At 69.9% G+C, this 20449-nt stretch carries 16 protein-coding genes and 2 pseudogenes; 9 read left to right on the forward strand and 9 right to left on the reverse strand.

Annotated features, from left to right (window positions below):
* Nucleotides 1–18: 18 nt before the first annotated feature.
* The gene (locus OG595_RS27645) at nucleotides 19–384 is read left to right on the forward strand and encodes a hypothetical protein (protein ID WP_329276601.1); all 366 of its coding nucleotides are present in this window, start codon (nucleotides 19–21) and stop codon (nucleotides 382–384) included.
* Between the two features lie 113 nt (nucleotides 385–497).
* Here OG595_RS27645 and OG595_RS27650 read toward each other — a convergent pair.
* Nucleotides 498–1721: pseudogene (locus OG595_RS27650) on the reverse strand (RNA-guided endonuclease InsQ/TnpB family protein).
* A 183-nt stretch (nucleotides 1722–1904) separates the two neighbouring features.
* Between OG595_RS27650 and recD2 the strand changes: the two are divergent.
* Together recD2 and OG595_RS27660 are read left to right on the forward strand one after the other, a co-directional pair.
* Nucleotides 1905–4169, forward strand: coding sequence for an SF1B family DNA helicase RecD2 (recD2, locus tag OG595_RS27655; RefSeq protein WP_329276604.1), 2265 nt, complete (start codon nucleotides 1905–1907; stop codon nucleotides 4167–4169).
* 240 nt (nucleotides 4170–4409) lie between these two features.
* Nucleotides 4410–5708, forward strand: a complete 1299-nt coding sequence (locus OG595_RS27660; RefSeq protein WP_053743838.1) for a citrate synthase — start codon at nucleotides 4410–4412, stop codon at nucleotides 5706–5708.
* A gap of 738 nt (nucleotides 5709–6446) precedes the next feature.
* On the opposite strand, the gene OG595_RS27665 is transcribed toward OG595_RS27660, so the two are convergent.
* The 5 genes from OG595_RS27665 to OG595_RS27685 all read right to left on the reverse strand — a co-directional run bounded on the left by OG595_RS27665 (nucleotide 6447) and on the right by OG595_RS27685 (nucleotide 11661).
* Nucleotides 6447–8723 carry a heavy metal translocating P-type ATPase gene (locus tag OG595_RS27665; protein ID WP_329276608.1) on the reverse strand — a complete coding sequence of 759 codons (2277 nt, stop codon included), beginning with the start codon at nucleotides 8721–8723 and terminating at the stop codon, nucleotides 6447–6449.
* 19 nt (nucleotides 8724–8742) lie between these two features.
* Nucleotides 8743–8982, reverse strand: coding sequence for a heavy-metal-associated domain-containing protein (locus OG595_RS27670; RefSeq protein ID WP_329276610.1), 240 nt, complete (start codon nucleotides 8980–8982; stop codon nucleotides 8743–8745).
* Between the two features lie 87 nt (nucleotides 8983–9069).
* A complete protein-coding gene (locus tag OG595_RS27675) occupies nucleotides 9070–9801 on the reverse strand; it encodes a GAF domain-containing protein (RefSeq protein ID WP_329276612.1) in 732 nt (243 codons plus the stop codon).
* A gap of 6 nt (nucleotides 9802–9807) precedes the next feature.
* Nucleotides 9808–10599 (reverse strand): GAF and ANTAR domain-containing protein, encoded by a 792-nt coding sequence (locus tag OG595_RS27680; RefSeq protein ID WP_329276614.1) that lies wholly within the window; start codon nucleotides 10597–10599, stop codon nucleotides 9808–9810.
* A 654-nt stretch (nucleotides 10600–11253) separates the two neighbouring features.
* Nucleotides 11254–11661 carry an STAS domain-containing protein gene (locus OG595_RS27685; RefSeq protein ID WP_329276616.1) on the reverse strand — a complete coding sequence of 136 codons (408 nt, stop codon included), beginning with the start codon at nucleotides 11659–11661 and terminating at the stop codon, nucleotides 11254–11256.
* 409 nt (nucleotides 11662–12070) lie between these two features.
* Between OG595_RS27685 and OG595_RS27690 the strand changes: the two genes are divergently transcribed.
* Together OG595_RS27690 and OG595_RS27695 are read left to right on the forward strand one after the other, a co-directional pair.
* Nucleotides 12071–12766 carry a GAF and ANTAR domain-containing protein gene (locus OG595_RS27690; RefSeq protein WP_329276618.1) on the forward strand — a complete coding sequence of 232 codons (696 nt, stop codon included), beginning with the start codon at nucleotides 12071–12073 and terminating at the stop codon, nucleotides 12764–12766.
* An 87-nt stretch (nucleotides 12767–12853) separates the two neighbouring features.
* Complete coding sequence (locus OG595_RS27695; protein ID WP_329276620.1) at nucleotides 12854–13897, forward strand: zinc-dependent alcohol dehydrogenase family protein; 1044 nt, start codon at nucleotides 12854–12856, stop codon at nucleotides 13895–13897.
* On the opposite strand, the gene OG595_RS27700 is transcribed toward OG595_RS27695, so the two are convergent.
* From OG595_RS27700 to OG595_RS27710, 3 genes are all read right to left on the reverse strand, one after another.
* The gene (locus tag OG595_RS27700; protein ID WP_329276622.1) at nucleotides 13878–14468 is read right to left on the reverse strand and encodes a GNAT family N-acetyltransferase; all 591 of its coding nucleotides are present in this window, start codon (nucleotides 14466–14468) and stop codon (nucleotides 13878–13880) included. The genes OG595_RS27695 and OG595_RS27700 overlap by 20 nt on opposite strands.
* Before the next feature lie 126 nt (nucleotides 14469–14594).
* Nucleotides 14595–14795: a helix-turn-helix transcriptional regulator gene (locus tag OG595_RS27705; RefSeq protein WP_329276624.1), complete on the reverse strand. Its 201-nt coding sequence runs from the start codon at nucleotides 14793–14795 to the stop codon at nucleotides 14595–14597.
* 279 nt (nucleotides 14796–15074) lie between these two features.
* On the reverse strand, nucleotides 15075–16013 hold the full coding sequence (locus tag OG595_RS27710; RefSeq protein ID WP_329276626.1) for a sugar phosphate isomerase/epimerase family protein: 939 nt from the start codon (nucleotides 16011–16013) through the stop codon (nucleotides 15075–15077).
* A gap of 229 nt (nucleotides 16014–16242) precedes the next feature.
* Between OG595_RS27710 and iolC the strand changes: the two genes are divergently transcribed.
* From iolC to iolD, 4 genes and pseudogenes are all read left to right on the forward strand, one after another.
* Nucleotides 16243–17193 (forward strand): 5-dehydro-2-deoxygluconokinase, encoded by a 951-nt coding sequence (gene iolC, locus OG595_RS27715; RefSeq protein ID WP_329276628.1) that lies wholly within the window; start codon nucleotides 16243–16245, stop codon nucleotides 17191–17193.
* Between the two features lie 158 nt (nucleotides 17194–17351).
* Nucleotides 17352–18227, forward strand: coding sequence for a Cgl0159 family (beta/alpha)8-fold protein (locus tag OG595_RS27720; protein WP_329276630.1), 876 nt, complete (start codon nucleotides 17352–17354; stop codon nucleotides 18225–18227).
* A 35-nt stretch (nucleotides 18228–18262) separates the two neighbouring features.
* Nucleotides 18263–18478, forward strand: a pseudogene (locus OG595_RS27725) (5-deoxy-glucuronate isomerase); the annotation flags it as partial.
* A gap of 59 nt (nucleotides 18479–18537) precedes the next feature.
* Complete coding sequence (gene iolD, locus OG595_RS27730; protein WP_329276632.1) at nucleotides 18538–20442, forward strand: 3D-(3,5/4)-trihydroxycyclohexane-1,2-dione acylhydrolase (decyclizing); 1905 nt, start codon at nucleotides 18538–18540, stop codon at nucleotides 20440–20442.
* The last annotated feature ends 7 nt before the right edge of the window (nucleotides 20443–20449 follow it).

The raw sequence follows: 20449 nt of genomic DNA on the forward strand, positions 1-20449 counted from the left end.
GCCCGGAGCGGAGGAGCCGTGACGGCAGCGACTCGGACCGATGTTCCCATCGCGCTCGAAGGCGATGGCGTCGTGCTGCGCACGCAGGTGATCGGCGGCGGCTTCTCGGTCGGCTACGTGACCCTGCCGCAAGGAGCGGACATGGGCCCGGCGTTCAAGGGCCTGCCCGGTGACGCCTGCCATTGCCCGCACCGGGGCTACCTGCTCAAGGGCCGGCTGCTGATGCACACCGCCGAGGGCAATGAGACGTACGAGGCGGGGCAGGCGTACTACTGGGCGCCCGGCCATGTCCCTGTGGCGCTGGAGGACAGTGAGCTGGTGGAGTTCTCCCCGTCGGAAGATTTCCGGAAGGTGATTGACCACATCACGTCCGCCATGGGCTGAACGCTTTCGGGGGGCGTTGTCCACAGCCCGCGGCGGGCTGTCGGTGCCGGGCGTTGACTTGTACTCCCTCCTGAGGGAGGGGGATTCCGGCCATCCTGTTCGTTGCTGTGCCGCTACGCGGCACGTGCTCGGAGCGGGATTCCTTGACTTCCTGTTTCTTCGCGCTGCGCCGGGACAAGTCCCGGTCCTACCGGCGCTCCGCAGGCCGATACCGCCAGTCCGGCGGCCTGTTTGACATTGATCGCGGCGTTGTGGTCCCGGTCATGGACAGTGCCGCAGGCAGGACAGATCCACTCCCGCACGTGCAGGGGTTTGGGCCCGTCCCGGTGCCCGCAGGCCGAGCACACCTGACTGGTGGGCTCGAACCGCCCGATCTTCACGAACGTCCGCCCGTACCTTTTCGCCTTGTACTCCAGCATGGTCACGAACTGCGCCCAGCCCGCGTCGTGGACACTCTTGGCCAGGCGGGTGCGCGCCAGTCCGGATACCGCCAGGTACTCCACCGCGATCGCTTGGTTCTCGCGGATCAACCGCGTGGAGAGCTGGTGGTGGAACTCCTTGCGCGCATCGGCCACCCCCGCGTGAGCGACTTTCCGGCGGGCCTATTCCCGGTTCCTCGATCCCTTCTCCTTGCGGGAGAGTTCCCGCTGGGCCTTCTTCAGTTTCTTCTCCGCGCGGCACAGAAACCGCGGGCTGTCGATCTTCGTTCCGTCGGAGAGGACAGCGAAGTGAGTGAGACCGAGGTCGATGCCGATCGCGGCATCGGGGTCCGGATCGTCCCAGCGCGCCCGATCCGATGCGGAGTCGGTATCGATGACGAACGAAGCGAAGTACCGGCCCGCCGTATCCATGATCACCGTCACACTCGACGGCACAACGGGCAGGACCCGCGACCACTTCACCTTCACAGCACCGATCTTCGGCAGCGACAACCGCCCACCGCCCGCGATCTTCCAGCGGGCGTTCGCGGTGAACCGGATCGACTGCCGGGAATCCTTACGCGACCGGAAACGCGGCGCACCCACCCGCTTCCCCTTACGCTCCCCCTTCAGCGAGGCGAAGAAGTTTTGGTACGCGGCCTCCACATCCCGCAACGCCTGCTGCAGGACGACCGAGGAGACCTCGGCCGGCCAGGACCGTTCAGGGGTGTTCTTGGCATGGGCGATCAACTGCCGGGACAGGACAGCAGCCCTGGGGTAGGCCGCCTGAGCCGCGCGGGCGTCCTCGCGGGCGCGCACCGCGTCGTTGAACACGACACGGGCCCACCCGAACGCCCGCGCCAACGCGGCGCGTTGACCGGGCTCCGGATACAACCGAAAGGCGTACCGAAGCTGCATTCGCCGATCGTACGAACATACGACACCCCCTGTCGCCGGGGACATCCGTTCCCCAATTCACCCCCGTGGCCCGCGGCGTCCCGCTCCGCCGGAACGACACTGTGGCGCTCCGCCCCACGGTCACGAGATCGGCTTCACCGTCGGCGCCGATGCACTGCCGATGAAACCCGGTAGCGTCGGATCATGTCGAAACAGGCGGGCGGTCCGAAGCAGGCGGTGCGGGGGGAACGGCACCTGGCCGTCCTCGAAGGCGTCCTGGAGCGGATCACGTACGCCAACGAGGAGAACGGCTACACGGTCGCCCGCGTCGACACCGGCCGCGGTGCCGGTGACCTCCTCACGGTCGTGGGCGCGCTGCTCGGCGCCCAGGTCGGCGAGTCCCTGCGCATGGAGGGCCGCTGGGGCTCCCACCAGCAGTACGGCAAACAGTTCACGGTCGAGAACTACACGACCGTCCTGCCCGCCACCGTCCAGGGCATCCGCCGCTATCTCGGCTCGGGCCTGGTCAAGGGCATCGGCCCGGTCTTCGCCGACCGGATCACCCAGCACTTCGGCCTGGACACCCTCCGGATCATCGAGGAGGAGCCCAAGCGGCTCATCGAGGTGCCCGGCCTCGGCCCCAAGCGCACGAAGAAGATCGCCGACGCCTGGGAGGAGCAGAAGGCGATCAAGGAGGTCATGCTCTTCCTCCAGAGCGTCGAGGTCTCCACCTCCATCGCCGTGCGCATCTACAAGAAGTACGGCGACGCCTCGATCTCCGTCGTCAGGAACCAGCCCTACCGCCTCGCCTCCGACGTCTGGGGCATCGGCTTCCTCACCGCCGACAAGATCGCCCAGTCCGTCGGCATCCCGCACGACAGCCCCGAGCGCGTCAAGGCGGGCCTCCAGTACGCCCTTTCGCAGTCCGCCGACCAGGGCCACTGCTATCTCCCCGAGGAACGCCTGATCGCGGACGCGGTGAAGCTCCTCCAGGTCGACACGGGCCTCGTCATCGAGTGCCTCGCCGAACTCGCGGCGCCCCCGGAGGAGGGCGAGGACCCCGGAGTCGTGCGGGAGAAGGTCCCCGGCCCCGAGGGCGACTCGGAGCCCGTGACAGCCGTCTACCTCGTCCCCTTCCACCGCGCCGAACTCTCCCTCTCCGCCCAGCTGTTGCGCCTCCTGCGCACCGGGGAGGACCGGATGCCCGCCTTCCGTGACGTGGCCTGGGACAAGGCGCTGACCTGGCTCCGGGGGCGTACGGGGGCCGATCTCGCCCCCGAGCAGGAGGCGGCCGTCCGGCTCGCGCTGACCGAGAAGGTCGCCGTCCTCACCGGCGGCCCCGGCTGCGGCAAGTCCTTCACGGTCCGCTCGATCGTGGAGCTGGCGCGCGCCAGGAAGGCCAAGGTGGTGCTGGCCGCCCCGACCGGCCGCGCCGCCAAGCGCCTGGCGGAACTCACCGGCGCCGAGGCCTCCACCGTCCACCGCCTCCTGGAACTGAAGCCCGGCGGCGACGCGGCCTACGACCGGGACCGTCCCCTCGACGCCGACCTGGTGGTGGTGGACGAGGCCTCGATGCTGGACCTGCTGCTCGCCAACAAGCTGGTGAAGGCGGTGGCCCCGGGCGCGCACCTGCTGTTCGTCGGGGACGTGGACCAACTCCCCAGCGTCGGCGCCGGCGAGGTCCTGCGGGACCTGCTGGCCGACGGCAGCCCGGTCCCCGCCGTCCGGCTCACCAAGGTCTTCCGGCAGGCCCAGCAGTCGGGCGTGGTGACGAACGCGCACCGGATCAACTCCGGGCAGCATCCCGTCACCGACGGCATGAAGGACTTCTTCCTCTTCGTCGAGGACGACACGGAGGAGGCCGGCCGGCTCACCGTCGATGTGGCTGCACGACGAATTCCGGCCAAGTTCGGCTTGGATCCCCGGCGGGACATCCAGGTGCTCGCGCCGATGCACCGGGGCCCGGCGGGCGCCGGAAACCTCAACGGGCTGCTCCAGCAGGCGATCACACCGGGCCGCCCCGACCTCCCCGAGAAGCGGTTCGGCGGCCGGGTCTTCCGCGTCGGCGACAAGGTCACGCAGATCCGCAACAACTACGACAAGGGCGAGAACGGCGTCTTCAACGGCACCGTCGGCGTCGTCACCTCCCTCGACGAGGTGGAACAGCGCCTCACCGTACTGACGGACGAGGACGAGGAAGTGCCGTACGACTTCGATGAGCTGGACGAACTCGCCCACGCCTACGCCGTGACCATCCACCGCTCCCAGGGCAGCGAGTACCCGGCGGTGGTCGTCCCGGTCACCACGGGCGCGTGGATGATGCTCCAGCGCAACCTTTTGTATACGGCCGTCACCCGGGCGAAGAAGCTGGTCGTCCTGGTCGGTTCACGCAGGGCGATAGGCCAGGCGGTGCGCACGGTGTCCGCGGGACGGCGCTGCACCGCACTGGACTTCCGGCTGCGTTCCTAGCCGTGGCGGCCGTCGTTTCGTTGAAACGATCGCGAAAAATGATCGATCAAATGAGTCACAATGGTCACAGGGCACTTCCGGAACCAGGGCGAAGGGGGGCAGGATGAGTAGCTTGGCGGCACTCAGTGCCGCCAATAGGCCCAATGGTCGACCCCGAGTGCACTCTCCTGCGCCAAATGGGGGATGGTAGAGACAGTCAGGGCACCTCGAAGAAGAGGCACAACGTCGGTGAGGGATGACGTGAGCGAGCACACCAACAACGCTGTAGTACTGCGGTTCGGCGACGGCGAGTACACCTACCCGGTGATCGACAGCACCGTCGGCGACAAGGGCTTCGACATCGGGAAGCTCCGCGCTCAGACCGGTCTGGTAACGCTGGACAGCGGCTACGGCAACACCGCCGCCTATAAATCCGCGATCACCTACCTCGACGGCGAGGAGGGCATCCTCCGGTACCGCGGGTACCCGATCGAGCAGCTCGCCGAGCGCTCCACCTTCCTTGAGGTGGCGTTCCTGCTGATCAACGGTGAGCTTCCGACCGTGGACGAGCTCTCCGTGTTCAAGAACGAGATCACGCAGCACACCCTGCTGCACGAGGACGTCAAGAACTTCTACCGCGGCTTCCCCCGTGACGCGCACCCGATGGCGATGCTGTCGTCGGTCGTCTCGGCGCTGTCGACCTTCTACCAGGACAGCCACAACCCGTTCGACGAGAAGCAGCGCAACCTCTCGACGATCCGGCTCCTCGCCAAGCTTCCGACGATCGCCGCGTACGCGTACAAGAAGTCGATCGGTCACCCCTTCGTCTACCCGCGCAACGACCTCGGTTACGTCGAGAACTTCCTCCGTATGACGTTCTCGGTGCCGGCGCAGGAGTACGACCTCGACCCGGTCGTCGTCTCCGCCCTGGACAAGCTGCTGATCCTGCACGCCGACCACGAGCAGAACTGTTCGACGTCGACGGTCCGTCTGGTCGGTTCCTCGCAGGCCAACATGTTCGCGTCGATCTCGGCGGGCATCTCCGCGCTCTGGGGTCCGCTGCACGGCGGCGCCAACCAGTCCGTGCTGGAGATGCTGGAGGGCATCAAGGCGAACGGCGGCGATGTCGACTCCTTCATCCGCAAGGTGAAGAACAAGGAGGACGGCGTCCGCCTGATGGGCTTCGGCCACCGGGTGTACAAGTCCTTCGACCCGCGCGCGAAGATCATCAAGGCTGCCGCGCACGACGTCCTCTCGGCCCTCGGCAAGTCCGACGAGCTGCTGGACATCGCCCTGAAGCTGGAGGAGCACGCGCTCTCCGACGACTACTTCGTCTCGCGCAACCTCTACCCGAACGTCGACTTCTACACGGGCCTCATCTACCGCGCGATGGGCTTCCCGACCGAGATGTTCACGGTCCTGTTCGCGCTGGGCCGCCTCCCGGGCTGGATCGCCCAGTGGCACGAGATGATCAAGGAGCCGGGTTCGCGCATCGGCCGCCCGCGCCAGATCTACACGGGCGTGGTGGAACGCGACTTCGTGCCGGTCGAGCAGCGCTAGTAGCTCCGCGGGAAGTGCGGCACTGAAACCGCGGGTCCGTCGTGACCCGCGGGTTCGTCGTGGCTGGTCGCGCAGTTCCCCGCGCCCCTTTGGGACGCGGGTGAACCACATCCGGCTTCGCTGACCTTGTTCGTGTTCGAAAAAGCGGAAGGCGCCCTGCCGACGGTCCCCCCACGGGCCGGCGTACAGGGCGCCTTCCCATGTCCCGGTGCGGATTCCCCCCACGGGATCCGGCCGGGCGTTTCGGAGGACAGCGCCTGAATTCGCTATCACTGGTGTGCAGGCCGCCGAAGCAGCCGTTGTTGTGCGCGCCGCCGGGGCGGCTGTCGAGCAAAACGAGCAAAACTCGCCGTACTCCTGCTGTGTGCGGTGTGCCGGGACGCGCACGCTGGGGTGGGCCGCTCAAGCTTCCCGGTGTACGTGTCCCGGCAACGCATCTCCGAGGACGTCCCCCAAGACATCCTCAGACGTCGTCCAACGCCCCCCAAGACGTTGTCCGACATCGCCAACTTAGACGTTCGAAGCCCTTCGATGGTTACGTTCACAGCACTGTGATCTGCGTCTCGCGCATATGTCCTTTAGGTACGCGGGATCCCGGTTGTCGCGACCGGGGTCCAAGCGTAAGGATGATGCGCGAGCCTTGTGAAGAGCTTATGTGAGGCTGGCGTCGGACTCCATAGGGACTATGACACCTACTTGTGCGTACTGCCGGTAACTTCGGCCGGTCAGGGGCCGATCTCAGCGGAACGTACGCAGTCGGAGGCTGTTCGTCACCACGAACACCGACGAGAAGGCCATCGCGGCCCCCGCGATCATCGGGTTCAGCAGTCCGGCGGCGGCCAGCGGCAGCGCGGCCACGTTGTAGCCGAACGCCCACACCAGGTTGCCCTTGATGGTCGCGAGCGTCCTCCGGGACAGCCGGATGGCATCGGCGGCCACCCGCAGATCCCCGCGCACGAGTGTCAGGTCGCTCGCCTCGATCGCCGCGTCCGTGCCCGTACCCATCGCCAGGCCCAGATCGGCGGTGGCCAGCGCCGCCGCGTCGTTCACCCCGTCGCCGACCATCGCGACGGTCCGCCCCTCGCCCTGGAGTCGCCGTACGGCGTCGACCTTCTCCTCGGGCAGAACCTCGGCGATCACCTGCTCGATCCCGACGGCCTTCGCCACGGCCTCCGCCACCGCCCGGTTGTCCCCGGTCAGCAGCACCGGCGTGAGCCCCAGCGCGCGCAGCTCGCGCACCGCCTCGGCGCTGGTCTCCTTGACCGCGTCGGCGACGGTGAGGACACCGCGCGCCACGCCGTCCCAGGCCACCACGACGGCCGTACGTCCACTGCTCTCGGCCTCCGCCTTCGCGTGGGCCAGCTCCTCGGGCAGCGGCCCCGGCAGCCCGTCCGCGAGCCGTCCCACGACCACCTCGTGGCCGTCCGCGCGTCCGCGTACGCCCCGCCCGGGCACGTTCTCGAAGTCCTCGGCCTCCGGCAGCGCCCCGACCCGTTCCGCGGCCCCCGCGGCCACGGCTCGGGCGACCGGGTGCTCGGAGGCGTGTTCGAGGGCGCCCGCGAGCCGCAGCACCTGCTTCTCGTCGGCGCCCTCGGCGACGTACACCTCCTGGAGGGTCATGCGTCCCGTCGTCACCGTGCCCGTCTTGTCCAGGACGATCGTGTCGACGCGGCGCGTGGACTCCAGGACCTCCGGGCCCTTGATGAGGATGCCGAGTTGCGCCCCGCGCCCGGTGCCGACCATCAGCGCGGTCGGCGTGGCCAGGCCCAGGGCGCACGGGCAGGCGATGATCAGGACGGCGACGGCGGCGGTGAAGGCGGCGACCGTGTCGCCCGTGACCCCGAGCCAGGCACCGAACGTACCGACGGCGATCAGCAGCACCACCGGCACGAAGATCCCGGAGATCCGGTCGGCGAGCCGCTGCACCTGGGCCTTGCCGTTCTGCGCGTCCTCCACCAGCCGGGCCATCCGCGCGAGCTGGGTGTCCGTGCCGACGCGGGTGGCCTCGACGACCAGCCGGCCCCCGGCGTTCACGGTCGCGCCCGTGACGGCGTCCCCGGCGCTCACGTCGACCGGCACCGACTCGCCGGTCAGCATCGACGCGTCGACCGCCGAGGCACCCTCGACGACGGTGCCGTCGGTGGCGATCTTCTCCCCGGGCCGCACGACGAACCGGTCTCCGATCGCCAACTCACCCACGGGAACGCGCACTTCACGCCCGCCGCGTAGTACGGAGACGTCCTTGGCGCCCAGTTCCATCAGGGCCCGCAGAGCCGCGCCCGAGCGGCGCTTGGCGCGGGCCTCCAGATAGCGTCCGAGCAGGATGAACGCGACGACCCCGGCGGCGACTTCGAGATAGATCTCCGAGGTGCCGCCGGTGCGGGAGGCGGTGAACGAGAAGCTCTCCCGTATCCCCATCCCGTCCATCCCCGGCATCGCCGGCTTCCCCGCGTCGCCCCGGAACAGCGCCCACAGGGACCAGCCGTACGCGGCGAGCGTGCCGACCGACACCAGGGTGTCCATGGTGGCCGCGCCGTGCCGCGCGTTGGTGAACGCGGCCCGGTGGAACGGCAGTCCGCCCCAGACGACGACCGGTGAGGCCAGCGTCAGCGAGAGCCAGCGCCAGTTGTCGAACTGGAGCGCGGGAATCATGGACATCAGGACGACGGGCGCGGCGAGCAGCACGGAGACGAGGAGCCGCTGCCGCAGCCCGGCGAGTTCGGGGTCCGCGTCCCGCCCGACGTCCGTCGCCTCGTCGACGACGACCGGCGGGGGCGGCTCCTCGGCCGTGTACCCCGTCTTCACGACGGTGGCGATCAGCTCGTCGACCCCGACCCCGTCGGCGTACGCGATCTTCGCCTTCTCCGTCGCGTAGTTGACCGTGGCGAGGACGCCGTCCATGCGGTTGAGCTTCTTCTCGACGCGGGCCGCGCAGCTGGCACACGTCATCCCGCCGATGGTCAGCTCGACCTCGTGGGGCGTGACTGCCGGGGCCTCGGTACCGGTACTGGTCATGGTCGCCGCGTCCGTACGGTCAGACCCGGCCGGCGAGTTCGAAGCCGGCCTCGTCCACCGCGGCGCGTACGGCGGCCTCGTCGAGCGGGGCCTCGGACACCACGGTGACCTCGCCGGTGGCGGCGACGGCCTTCACGGAGGTCACTCCGGCAAGCTCGGAGATCTCACTCGAAACCGAGCCTTCGCAGTGTCCGCAGCTCATGCCGGTCACCTGGTAGACGGCGGTGACGGAGCCCGGGGTGTCGGTGTGCGTGGTCATGTCGTTCTCCTCGTCGGGGCGTACGGGTCCCGTGGGACGTCCTGGGAGACTCAGGCTATACCCCTGGGGGGTACTAATCCAACCGGATCACCGGAAGGCGGCCAGCACGGTCGAGAGGTCCAGCTCCCGTCTGACGAGGGCCTGGGCGGTGGCGCTGAGCCGGCCTCCGTTTCCCGCGCAGTAGGCGCGCAGGGCCCGCAGGGCCGCGGCCGGGGTCAGCCGTCCGTGCTCGGCGAGCATGCCCGAGGCCATCTCGACGGCGGCCTTGGCGGCCAGGACCGACTCGGCGCGGGTGAGGATGTCCGTGGGGCGGGTCGGCTCCGGGCTGTAGTGGATCAGGGCGAGGGCGGCCATGTCGGTGAGGGCCTGGATGAGCCGCAGCTCGCCGGCGGGCAGCCCACCGGGCGTGGTGAGAAGGACGTTGACGGAGCCGAGGGTCTGCTGTCCCACCCGCAGGGGCACGGCGTGGGCCGCGCGGTAGCCCGCCGTCACCGCCGGCGGCGCCAGCCGCGGCCAGCGGGCGGTGTCCTCACGGAGGTCGGCACTGTCGACGGGTTGCCCGGTGCGGTAGCAGTCCAGACAGGGTCCCTGCCCGGTCTGGAGCTGGAACAGCTCGAACAGGGCGACCCCGTCGTCCGTGACGGCCATGGTGCGCAGGGTGCCCCGGGCGTTGGCCATCATGATGCCGACCTCGTCGGCGCCGGTGAGGTCGACGCAGTGCTCGGCGAGCCGGTCGAGAAGGCCGACGGGATCGAAGTCGTCGGCGAGGGTGTCGGCGAGCCCGACGAATGCCTCGGCGAGCTGCTGTTCACGGTTCAAGACCGTTCACCGTCCCTCTTCGTCTGTACCGCGGCGCCGGGTGTCCTCGTCCGGGTGGAAGCGGACCGAGCGGGTGAGGACGTCACGAGCCACCTCGGTGACCGTGCGTCCCTGGGCGAAGGCCCGGGCCCGCATGCGGTCGAGCGCCTGCCGGGGGTCGATCCCCAGCTGAACCATGATCATTCCCACGGCCTGGTGGACTTCCGCGTGATCGGCCGCCGCGGCTTCCACCCACGACGCTACTCCGCCGTTGGCCGACCGGCCGTTGTCCTCCGCCCCGGGCAGCTGGTTGAGCACGGCGTAGGTGACGGCGTCGCGCACCAGCAGAGCGATCCGCAGCTCCCGTTCGGACAGGGCGCCGACGGCGTCGCGGTACAGGTCGAGGGTGCCGATGGCCTGCCCGCTGGTCCCGAGGGGCAGGGAGAACACCGCACGGACACCCAGTTCGACCGCAGCCTGTGAGAAAACCGGCCACCGGCGGGCATCGGGCCCCCCGGTCAGGTCCGCGGCCAGAACCGGCGCCGCCAGCTCCAGCGCGGCCCGGCACGGGCCGTCACCGAGCGTGTACTGCGCCTCGGCGATACGGGCCGCGGTCTCGTCGCTGGCGCACCACAGGGCGCGTACGGAGTTGCCCGCGCCCAGGGACACCGAGACGCCGGTCACCGGGAGAAGCCGCAAAGTCGCCTGGCACAATGCCGCGGGCACCTGCCTGGTGCCCGGTCCCCGGGAGGCCCGGGCGAGGGCATCCGTGACGTGCTGCCGGTCCCAGGGGTCGTCACCGCGCTGTTGGGACCACACCTGTCACACCTCCGCCGGTCATGCCCGGCCATCCACTGTGAGGGGTCAGTATTGCGCACCGCCGTGAACCGGACCGGCAACCCTCCCGCTGTGGCCGATGGACGTCTGGTCGGGGTTGCCGTGCGCCTTCTATCGTGGCGGATGCCCAGGACCCCGGCGCGCAGGTGCTCGGTAGCTGACCTCCGTATCAGGGAGCCGGCATGTGGAAGGGCGGAACGATCCGCGACCGTGGTCGAGGTCTGCCCGGAGCGCCTCCCGAGGCCGTCCTGTGCCGGGAGCCCGCACGGTGGATCGGCCCGAAGAGACGGGGTGCGGTACGTCCTCCCGGCCGGTGGCCGGACATCGCGCCGCCGCGCCCGAGACCTCCGCAGGGCTGTCGCTGAGGGCGCCTCCCCGCAGGCAGGGACGGCGGCCTTCCCCGTGGGGGAGCCGGCAGAGCTGCCGGGGAAGGCCGCGCGGCGGTTTCGGAACTCCTGAGCGGCCATGGGGCATCAACCATCCCGCGCCGACGGTGCCCCATGGTCACGCCGCGGACCCGGTCGTATACGACAGGGAGCCGGCCGGGTTCGCGGGCAGGAGGAACCGGGTTCCGGTGCGGGAGGCGACAGGGCGGCCGTGCGGACAGCCGCGCCGGGCCACTCGATTCGGGGTCGGTCAGACGACGCCGATCGCGCAGGGCGGACGGCCGTCGTCCTGGCCCGGCCCTGTGGGCAGACCGTCGAGGAAGGTGAAGTCCCGCTCGGCGCACGCCGGCCGGAAGACCCGCATCACCCGCGCCGCGCCGCGCACGATCCGCAGTTCTCCACCGCGGGCGACGGCACGATCCTGGATCCGGTCCAGGAGCCGCAGGCCACCGCCGTCCAGGAAGGTCACCGCGCGCAGGTCGACCACCAGGTCCAGCGGCTGCCCGGCGACGAGCCGGTCCGTCCGGGGCGTCAGAGTGAGGGACGCCTGGATATCGATCTCTCCGCGCAGTTCGATGACAATGGTGACAATGGTGTTCTCCGTATCCGTCCGCATGATGTGTTCACGCATGACGAAGCCGGATTCGTCGACGCTCATGGGAACCTCCGGCGATATCCCGCGGATGGCCGGGCAGGACCGGACCGCTCCCCGACCTTGGCCCTGACCCGGCGGCACCGACGGGGTCCCGGTCGGCAGCACCTTCGTACACCACGGCGAAATGGCGCCACCACCTGGTTCGTACCGGCGAACAGTTTCGGTTTCATGTCGGACGACATCGGACCGTAACGCCTGTTCATTCGATACGCGACATAGCCTTGTCCGGTCTTTTCGGCATCTCGATATCCGCCCTCGGCAGGCGCAATATCGACGGTTGACTTGTCGTCGGCCCATGGTTGGGTGTCCTGTGGAAAGGACAGTTCCCAGAACTTCGCTCCCGGACCGGAAGCAGGTGTCGCGTACGGACATGGCAGCCCCCGGAGAATCTCCCCGAGTAGAAAATGCACTGTTGCGTCTGCTCGACGACGCGGTGCGCATTGAGGACGAGGAAGGTCTGCTGCACCGGCTGGTCCAGGACGCGGTCGGCCTGCCCCGAGTCGAAGCGGCCGGGTGTGTACTCCTCCCCCTCGACGGCCACCCTGCGCAGAGTTCGGCGAGCGACGACAGGACGTGCCGACTGGAGCGCTTGCAGAGCCAGTTGCTCGAAGGGCCGGGTGCGTGCACCGCTCACACGGGCAAACTGCTCGTCGACCTGCCCATGGCCCGCCCGATCAGCCGGACCCGGTGGCCGCGCTTCGCCCCGGCCGTCCTGCGGGCGGGGTTCACCGCCGTCACGGCGGTCCCGATCCGGCATGACGGCGTCTGCGGCGTGCTCAGCCTCTACCACCAGCGCGGGGCCCTGTCACCGGACCAGGTGGAGAGGGGCCGTCTGCTCGCCTCCGCAGCCGCCATCGGGCTGGCCCATCATCGTGCGCTGTACGAGGCGCGTGTCCGTGAACGACGGCTACAGGCCGCGCTCGACAGCCGGGTCCTCGTCGAGCAGGCCAAGGGAATGCTCGCCGAACGCCTCGACTGCACCGTGGGTGACGCCTTCGAACTGCTGCGCCGCCACGCGCGCGCCCACCGGATGAGGCTCCGCGACCTCGCCGGACAGATCGTCTCCGGTCCGCCCGCCGAGGGGCCGTTCCAGCGCTCGCCGCGTTGATCCGGACCGGGCCGTCGCCGCGGAGTTGGTGTTCGCCGGGAGATCCACGATGCTCGACCCCTGGATCTCCGGTGAGGGCGAGGACGTATGCGTGCGGTGGTGTTCGAGCGGTACGGGGAACCGGCCGAGGTGCGGGAGGTGCCCGACCCGGTGCCCGCGCCGCACGGGGTCGTGGTGCGCGTCGAGTCCACCGGGCTGTGCCGGAGCGACTGGCACGGCTGGATGGGCCACGACCCCGACATCGCGCTGCCGCATGTGCCCGGCCATGAACTCGCCGGTGTCGTCGAGGCGGTCGGCGCCGACGTACGCGGCCGGCGGGCCGGCGACCGGGTCACCGTGCCCTTCGTCTGCGCCTGCGGGAGCTGCCCGTCCTGCGCGGCCGGTGACCAGCAGGTGTGCGAGCGGCAGACCCAGCCGGGGTTCACGCACTGGGGCTCGTTCGCGGAGTTCGTGGCGCTGGACCACGCCGACGTGAACCTCGTCGCCATGCCGGACGAGATGTCCTTCGGGACGGCGGCCTCGCTGGGCTGCCGGTTCGCGACGGCCTACCGGGCGGTGGTCCAGCAGGGCCGGGTGGCGGCGGGGGAGTGGGTCGCCGTGCACGGCTGCGGCGGTGTGGGCCTCTCCGCCGTGATGATCGCGGCGGCCTCCGGCGCCCGGGTCGTCGCGGTCGACGTGTCCCCCGGAGCACTGGAACTGGCGCGGAAGTTCGGCGCGGCGGAGTGCGTGAACGCGGCCACCACCGACGACACGGCAGCGGCCGTACGTGAACTGACCGGCGGAGGAACCCAGTTGTCGCTGGACGCGCTCGGCTCGCCGGTCACCTGCGCGGCCTCGGTGAACGGCCTGCGCCGCCGAGGCCGCCACGTCCAGGTGGGCCTGCTCCCGTCGCCCACCGGCTCGACGCCCGTCCCGATGGCCCGTGTTGTCGCCCTCGAACTCCAACTCCTGGGCAGCCACGGCATGGCCGCCCACACCTACCCGCCGATGCTTGAACTGGTGCGGGCGGGCGTTCTGCGGCCGGACCTGCTGGTCACCTCCACCATCCCGCTGGCCGAATCCCCGGCCGCACTGGCCAAGATGGGGACGGCACCGGGGGCGGGGGTCACGGTCATCGAGCCGTGGCGCTGACGCCGGCCCCGGCCGCCCACTCGTGGTCCAGGATCGCCATCAGCACCTCGTCTGCCCATTCGCCGTCCCGCAGATGGACCTCGCGGCGCACTCCCTCCACCACGAAGCCGACCTTCTCGTAGACGCGCAGGGCCCGGTGGTTGTGGGCCCAGGCCTGCAACTCGATGCGATGCAGACCGAGTTGCTCGAAGCCGTACGCAAGGATGAGCCGGGTCGCCTCGGTACCGAGTCCGCGTCCACGACCCTTCGGTCCCAGCAGCGTGCGGAAGGTGCAGCTGCGGGCGGCGGGATCCCACTCGTACAGCACGACCTCGCCCACGAGTTCACCGGTGACACGGTCGGTCACGCCCAGATCGAGGCGGTCGGTGTGGTCGGACCGGGAGCCGTACCAGGCGCGCAGCCGCTCCATGGTGATCGCGGTGTCCGGCTCGAAGGTGAGGCGGATGACCTCGGGGTCCTCGACGATCTCGGCCATCACCTCGGCATCGGCCTCGCGGAACGGCCGCAGCACGGCCTTGTCACCGGTGAGAACGGGTTTGACGGAGAAGTCCCCGGGGCTCGTACGACTCATGCGATCCCTGTCATCCCTGTCATCCCTGTGATCCCTGTGGTCGCTGTGACCCATGTGGCTCATGCGGCTCATGGGATGAACTGTGCCCCACTCGCGAGTGGGGCACAGGGAAAAAGGGGGGGCGGCTCAGTCGTCTCTTCGGCCGCGGTTGCCCGGGCGGGCGGCGACCCACGCTCGTACGGTGTCGGCGTACCAGTAGGGCTTGCCGCCCTCCATGTGGTCGGGTGCGGGCAGCAGGCCGTGTTTGCGGTACGAGCGCACGGTGTCCGGCTGGACGCGGATGTGTGCGGCGATCTCTTTGTACGACCAGAGCCGTCGGTCGGTCATCGGTGCACCTCCCTGCGCGTGCGTCACGGGGTCGGCCAGGGTCGGCCGTCGGGGGAGCCGGACGCTGCGCTGGCGATCACAAAGCCATTGCCCGTCGAACGACCTCTGGTGACCCTGGGTCAGTACCTGTCGACACGGTGTGACGTAGAACCCGCGTACGCGCGACATGTGTGACAGCGAGGGGGTTTTTGTGACACGAGTGACGCGAAGGCGCACGCCCGCGGGTCGGAGTGGCACGTTGACCTGCGGGGCGTACGCCGATAACGGACGGGGGGCGGATCAGGCCCCGCAGGACCTCAGGAACGCGCGGGTCCGCTGCGCGATCGGCAGCGGCTTGTCCGGCTCGCAGGGGTACATGTCCTGCTCGACGATCGCGAACAGGTCCACGTCCAGCTTCTGGGCGGCGGCCAGGACGGGCCCCAGCTCCGGTACGCCGGCCGGGGGTTCGCACATGACGCCGCGGGCGACCGCCGGGCCGAACGGGACCTCGTTCGCCCGTACGTCCGCGAGGATCTCGGGGTCGACCTGCTTGAGGTGCAGGTAGCCGATCCGCTCGCCGTAGGTCTCGATCAGCTTGACGCTGTCGCCGCCGCAGTAGGCGTAGTGGCCGGTGTCCAGGCACAGCGAGACGAGCGACGAGTCGGTGCCGTCGAGGAAGCGTGTGACGTTCGCCTCGCTGTCGATGTGCGTGTCCGCGTGCGGGTGGACGACGATCTGGAGGCCGTACCGCTCCCGCACCTCGTGTCCGAGCCGCTCGGTCAGCGTCGTCAGGTTGCGCCACTGCTCGGGCGTCAGCGTGTCCGGCTCCAGCACCTCACCGGTCTTGTCGTCCCGCCAGAAGGACGGGATGACCACCAGGTGGGATGCGCCCATGGCCTGGGCGAGCACCGCGTTGTCCGCGACGTGCGCCCAGGTCTTCTCCCAGACGGCCTCGCCGTGGTGCAGCCCGGTGAAGACCGTGCCGGCGGACACCTTCAGCCCGCGCTTGGCCGTCTCCTCGGTGAGGACGGCCGGGTCGGTCGGCAAGTACCCGTACGGGCCCAGCTCGATCCACTCGTAGCCGGACTGCGAGACCTCGTCGAGGAAGCGCTGCCAGGGGACCTGCTGGGGGTCGTCCGGGAACCACACGCCCCAGGAGTCTGGCGCCGAGCCGACCCGGATGCGTGACAGTGGGGGACTTGACTGGGAGGAGGCGGATGAAGGGGACAACGTAGTCATGGGCGTCAGCTTCAGCCGACGCCCGGACGCGTGTCAAGGTCTGGTCCGAATGTCCGGACAAAGTATTGACAGGGCTCGGTGAGGCGGGCTAGACCTGAGTGCGAACCGCTGTGCCCACTGCTGTGCCCGAGTGCTGTGCCGGCTGCTTCGACGACTGCTGTGACGACCGATGTGTGAGCCGTGCGAGCCGCGAGGGCCGCTTGAGCCGAAGAAATGCGAAGGGAAGTCGATGGCGTACGACCTGATCACCATGGGGCGGATCGGAGTGGACCTGTATCCACTGCAGACCGGTGTGCCGCTCGCCCAGGTGACGTCCTTCGGGAAGTTCCTCGGCGGCTCGGCGACGAACGTCGCGGTCGCCGCGTCCCGCCTCGGACACGGCACCGCGGTGATCACGCGCACCGGCGACGACGCCTTCGGGCGCTATCTGCACGACGCCCTGCGCGACTTCGGCGTCGACGACCGCTGGGTCACGTCGGTCCCCGGCCTCAACACCCCGGTCACGTTCTGCGAGGTGTTCCCGCCGGACGACTTCCCGCTGTACTTCTACCGGCAGCCCAAGGCGCCGGATCTTGAGATCGACGCCCACGAGCTGGACCTGGACGCGGTCGGCGAGGCGAGCATCTTCTGGGTCACGGGCACCGGCCTGAGCGAGGAGCCCAGCCGCACGGCGACCCTGGCCGCTCTCGCCCACCGCGCCAAGTCCGGTACGACGGTCTTCGACCTCGACTGGCGCCCCATGTTCTGGAGCGACCCCGAGTCGGCGCGTCCCTTCTACACCGAGGCCCTGCGCCACACCACCGTCGCCGTCGGCAACCTCGACGAGGTGGAGGTGGCGACCGGCGTACGCGAGCCGCACGCCGCAGCCCGCGCCCTCCTCGACGCCGGTGTCGAACTGGCGGTCGTCAAGCAGGGCCCGAAGGGTGTTCTCGCCGTCAACAGCAAGGGCGAGACGGCCGAGGTGCCCCCGCTCCCGGTGACCGTCCTCAACGGCCTCGGCGCCGGTGACGCCTTCGGTGGTTCCCTCTGCCACGGCCTCCTCGAAGGCTGGGACCTGGAACGCATCATGCGGTACGCCAACGCGGCCGGCGCGATCGTCGCCTCCCGCCTGGAGTGCTCGTCGGCGATGCCCACCCCGACCGAGGTCGAGGCGGCACTCGCGGCGGGAGCGGTTCTGTGAGCGCCGGTACGCAGGTCGGGAGCGGGAGCGGGAGTGGTTCGGTGGCTGAGCCAGTGGCTGGTCGAGTGGGTGAGCCGGTGAGTGGTTCGGTGGCTCAGCCAGTCACCGGCCGAGTGGCTGAGCCACCGACCGGTCAGGCCAGTAGCCCACTGAGCCCCGTGGACGTCTCCGCCCTCGCCGCCACCCGAGCCCGTCACCCCGAGGCCATCGCGGAGGCCGCCGCCCGGCGGACCCGCCGCCCGCTTCTCGGGGACTCCGGCCGGCTGATGATCGTCGCCGCGGACCACCCGGCCCGCGGTGCCCTCGGCGTCGGCAACCGCAAGCTGGCCATGGCCAACCGAGCCGACCTGCTCGAACGGCTGTGCCTCGCGCTGTCCCGCCCGGGGGTCGACGGTGTCCTCGCGACCGCCGACATCCTGGACGACCTGCTCCTCCTCGGCGCCCTCGACGGCAAGGTCGTCATGGGGTCGATGAACCGCGGCGGCCTCTCCGGCGCCAGCTTCGAACTCGACGACCGCTTCACCGGCCACCGCCCCGAGGACATGGCGCGCCTCGGCTTCGACGCCGGCAAGCTGCTCGTGCGCATCGACTACGACGACCCGGGTTCCCTCACCACCCTGGAGTCCACGGCCCACGCCATCGACGCGATGGCCGAGCGCCGACTCCCGCTCTTCGTCGAGCCGTTCATCAGCAGGCGCGGCCCCGACGGCAAGCTCCGCAACGACCTCTCCGCCGAGGCCGTCACCAAGTCCATCGCCATCGCCTCTGGCCTGGGCGGCAGTTCGGCGTACACCTGGCTGAAGGTCCCCGTCACCGAGAACCCGGACGACATGGCCGAGGTCATGCAGACCTCCACCCTGCCTGCCGTGCTGCTCGGCGGCGAGGTCGGGGACGACCAGGAGGGCGCGTACGAGAAGTGGCGTGGCGCGCTCCAACTCCCCACCGTCCAGGGCCTCGTGGTGGGCCGCTCGCTGCTGTACCCGGCGGACGGCGATGTGTCCGCCGCCGTGGACACCGCCGTCGGACTGTTGTGAGGCGCGCGATGACCGACGCGATGACCGAGTTCTACGGCGGCTGTACCGTGCGGGCGGAGTCCGGCACGGCTTCGCACGACGAGTTCCAACTCCTGGGCGGGGAAAGGCTGTTCGCGTCGGTCGCCGACCGCGCACACGCATCCCGGAATGCCCGGGCACTGATCGCCTCCGGCGCGGGAGGCCGCTTCGCCCTGGCAGGAGCGAAGTGTGGGCGACGACTCCCCGCTCGCTACGGCCCCGCGCCGGAGGTCCACTTGGCACACGCGGACAGCACAGGGGACAGCACGACGGACAGCACAGGGGGACACCGATGACCCCGCCCGTATCCGTCTCCGTCCCGACGACGAGGCTCACGGTCGCGCAGGCGCTCGTACGCTTCCTGGCGGCCCAGTACACCGAGCGGGACGGCGTCCGACGCCGCCTGATCGAGGCCACCTGGGGCATCTTCGGCCACGGGAACGTCGCCGGGCTCGGCCAGGCGCTCGTCGAGTACGCGGACGACATGCCGTTCCACCAGGGCCGCAACGAACAGTCCATGGTTCACGCGGCAGTTGGTTACGCGCGGCAGTCCAACCGCCTCTCCGCGCACGCCGTGACGACGTCCATCGGCCCCGGCGCGACCAACCTCGTCACCGGCGCCGCGCTCGCCACGATCAACCACCTCCCGGTGCTCCTCCTCCCCGGAGACACCTTCGCGACCCGTTCGGCGGACCCGGTCCTCCAGCAACTCGAAGTCCCGTACGCGGGTGATGTGTCGGTCAACGACTGTCTGCGCCCGGTGTCGAGGTACTTCGACCGCGTCACGCGCCCCGAGGCGCTGATCCCGGCGGCGTTGCAGGCGATGCGGGTCCTCGCCGACCCCGTCGAGACGGGTGCCGTAACTCTCGCTCTGCCGCAGGACGTTCAGGCCGAGGCGTACGACTGGCCGGACGAGTTCTTCGCCGACCGCGTGTGGCACGTACGCCGCCCGGCCGCCGATCCCGACGAGCTGGCGGAAGCGGTACGGGCGATCCGTGCCGCGCGCCGGCCCCTGATCATCGCGGGCGGCGGAGTCCACCACAGCCGCGCCGAGGCGGTGTTGGCGGAGTTCGCCTCGGCGACCCGCATCCCCGTCGCCTCCACCCAGGCCGGCAAGGGCTCCCTGCGACACGACCACCCCCAGGACGTTGGCGGCATCGGTCACACGGGAACAGCGACAGCGGACGAACTCGCCCGCCTGGCAGACCTGGTGATAGGCGTCGGCACCCGCTACACGGACTTCACCACGGCCTCCAACACCCTGTTCGCCGCGCCGGACGTCCGCTTCCTGAACCTCAACATCGCTCCGTACGACGGCCACAAGCTGTCCGCCACCCCGCTGATCGCGGACGCCCGCAGCGCCCTGGAACAGCTGACCGAGGCACTGGCGCTCCACGAGCACCGGGTCACTGACGAGTACGCCCGCGAGTACACCGAGGACAAGGAACGCTGGGAACAGCGCGTCGACGCCGCCTACGAGGCCGACGAGCCGGACGTACGACCGACGCAGCCGCAGGTGCTCGGCGCGCTGGACGCCCTCGCCGACGAGTCGGACATCATCATCAACGCGGCCGGCTCCCTCCCCGGTGACCTGCACAAACTCTGGCGTGCGCGGTCGCAGGACCAGTACCACCTCGAATACGGCTACTCCTGCATGGGATACGAGATCCCGGCCGCGATCGGTGTGAAACTGGCGGCGCCCGAGCGTCCCGTATGGGCGCTGGTGGGCGACGGCACATACCTGATGATGCCGACGGAGATCGTGACGGCCGTACAGGAGGGGATCGCCATCAAGCTTCTCCTCATCCAGAACCACGGCTACGCGTCCATCGGCGGCCTGTCCGAGTCGGTGGGCGGCGAGCGCTTCGGCACCGCCTACCGCTATCAGGCGGACGACGGAACGTACACGGGTGCCCCCCTGCCCGTGGACCTGGCCGCCAACGTGGCGAGCCTGGGCATGCGCGTCCTGCGCGCGAAGACGGTACGGGAGCTGCGGGCGGCGCTCGCCGAGGCCCGTGCCGCCGACACTCCCACTTGTGTCTACGTCGAGACGGAAACGGCAGACACAGTGTCGGGCGCGCCTCCGGCGCAGGCCTGGTGGGATGTTCCTGTGGCCGAGACCGCGACCCGCCCGTCAGCGGTCAAGGCACGTGAGCTGTACGAACGGCACGTCTCTACCCGACGCCGCCATCTGTGAAGGAGAA

The organism is Streptomyces sp. NBC_01451 (assembly GCF_036227485.1).
Taxonomy (GTDB): Bacteria; Actinomycetota; Actinomycetes; order Streptomycetales; family Streptomycetaceae; genus Streptomyces.

Coding starts and splice junctions, on each gene's coding strand:
- recD2 (WP_329276604.1), top strand. CDS start 1,905: ATGTCGAAACAGGCGGGCGGTCCGAAGCAGGCGGTGCGGGGGGAACGG.
- OG595_RS27665 (WP_329276608.1), bottom strand. CDS start 8,723: ATGACCAGTACCGGTACCGAGGCCCCGGCAGTCACGCCCCACGAGGTC.
- OG595_RS27670 (WP_329276610.1), bottom strand. CDS start 8,982: ATGACCACGCACACCGACACCCCGGGCTCCGTCACCGCCGTCTACCAG.
- OG595_RS27685 (WP_329276616.1), bottom strand. CDS start 11,661: ATGAGCGTCGACGAATCCGGCTTCGTCATGCGTGAACACATCATGCGG.
- OG595_RS27695 (WP_329276620.1), top strand. CDS start 12,854: ATGCGTGCGGTGGTGTTCGAGCGGTACGGGGAACCGGCCGAGGTGCGG.
- OG595_RS27700 (WP_329276622.1), bottom strand. CDS start 14,468: ATGAGTCGTACGAGCCCCGGGGACTTCTCCGTCAAACCCGTTCTCACC.
- OG595_RS27705 (WP_329276624.1), bottom strand. CDS start 14,795: ATGACCGACCGACGGCTCTGGTCGTACAAAGAGATCGCCGCACACATC.
- OG595_RS27710 (WP_329276626.1), bottom strand. CDS start 16,013: ATGACTACGTTGTCCCCTTCATCCGCCTCCTCCCAGTCAAGTCCCCCA.
- iolC (WP_329276628.1), top strand. CDS start 16,243: ATGGCGTACGACCTGATCACCATGGGGCGGATCGGAGTGGACCTGTAT.
- iolD (WP_329276632.1), top strand. CDS start 18,538: ATGACCCCGCCCGTATCCGTCTCCGTCCCGACGACGAGGCTCACGGTC.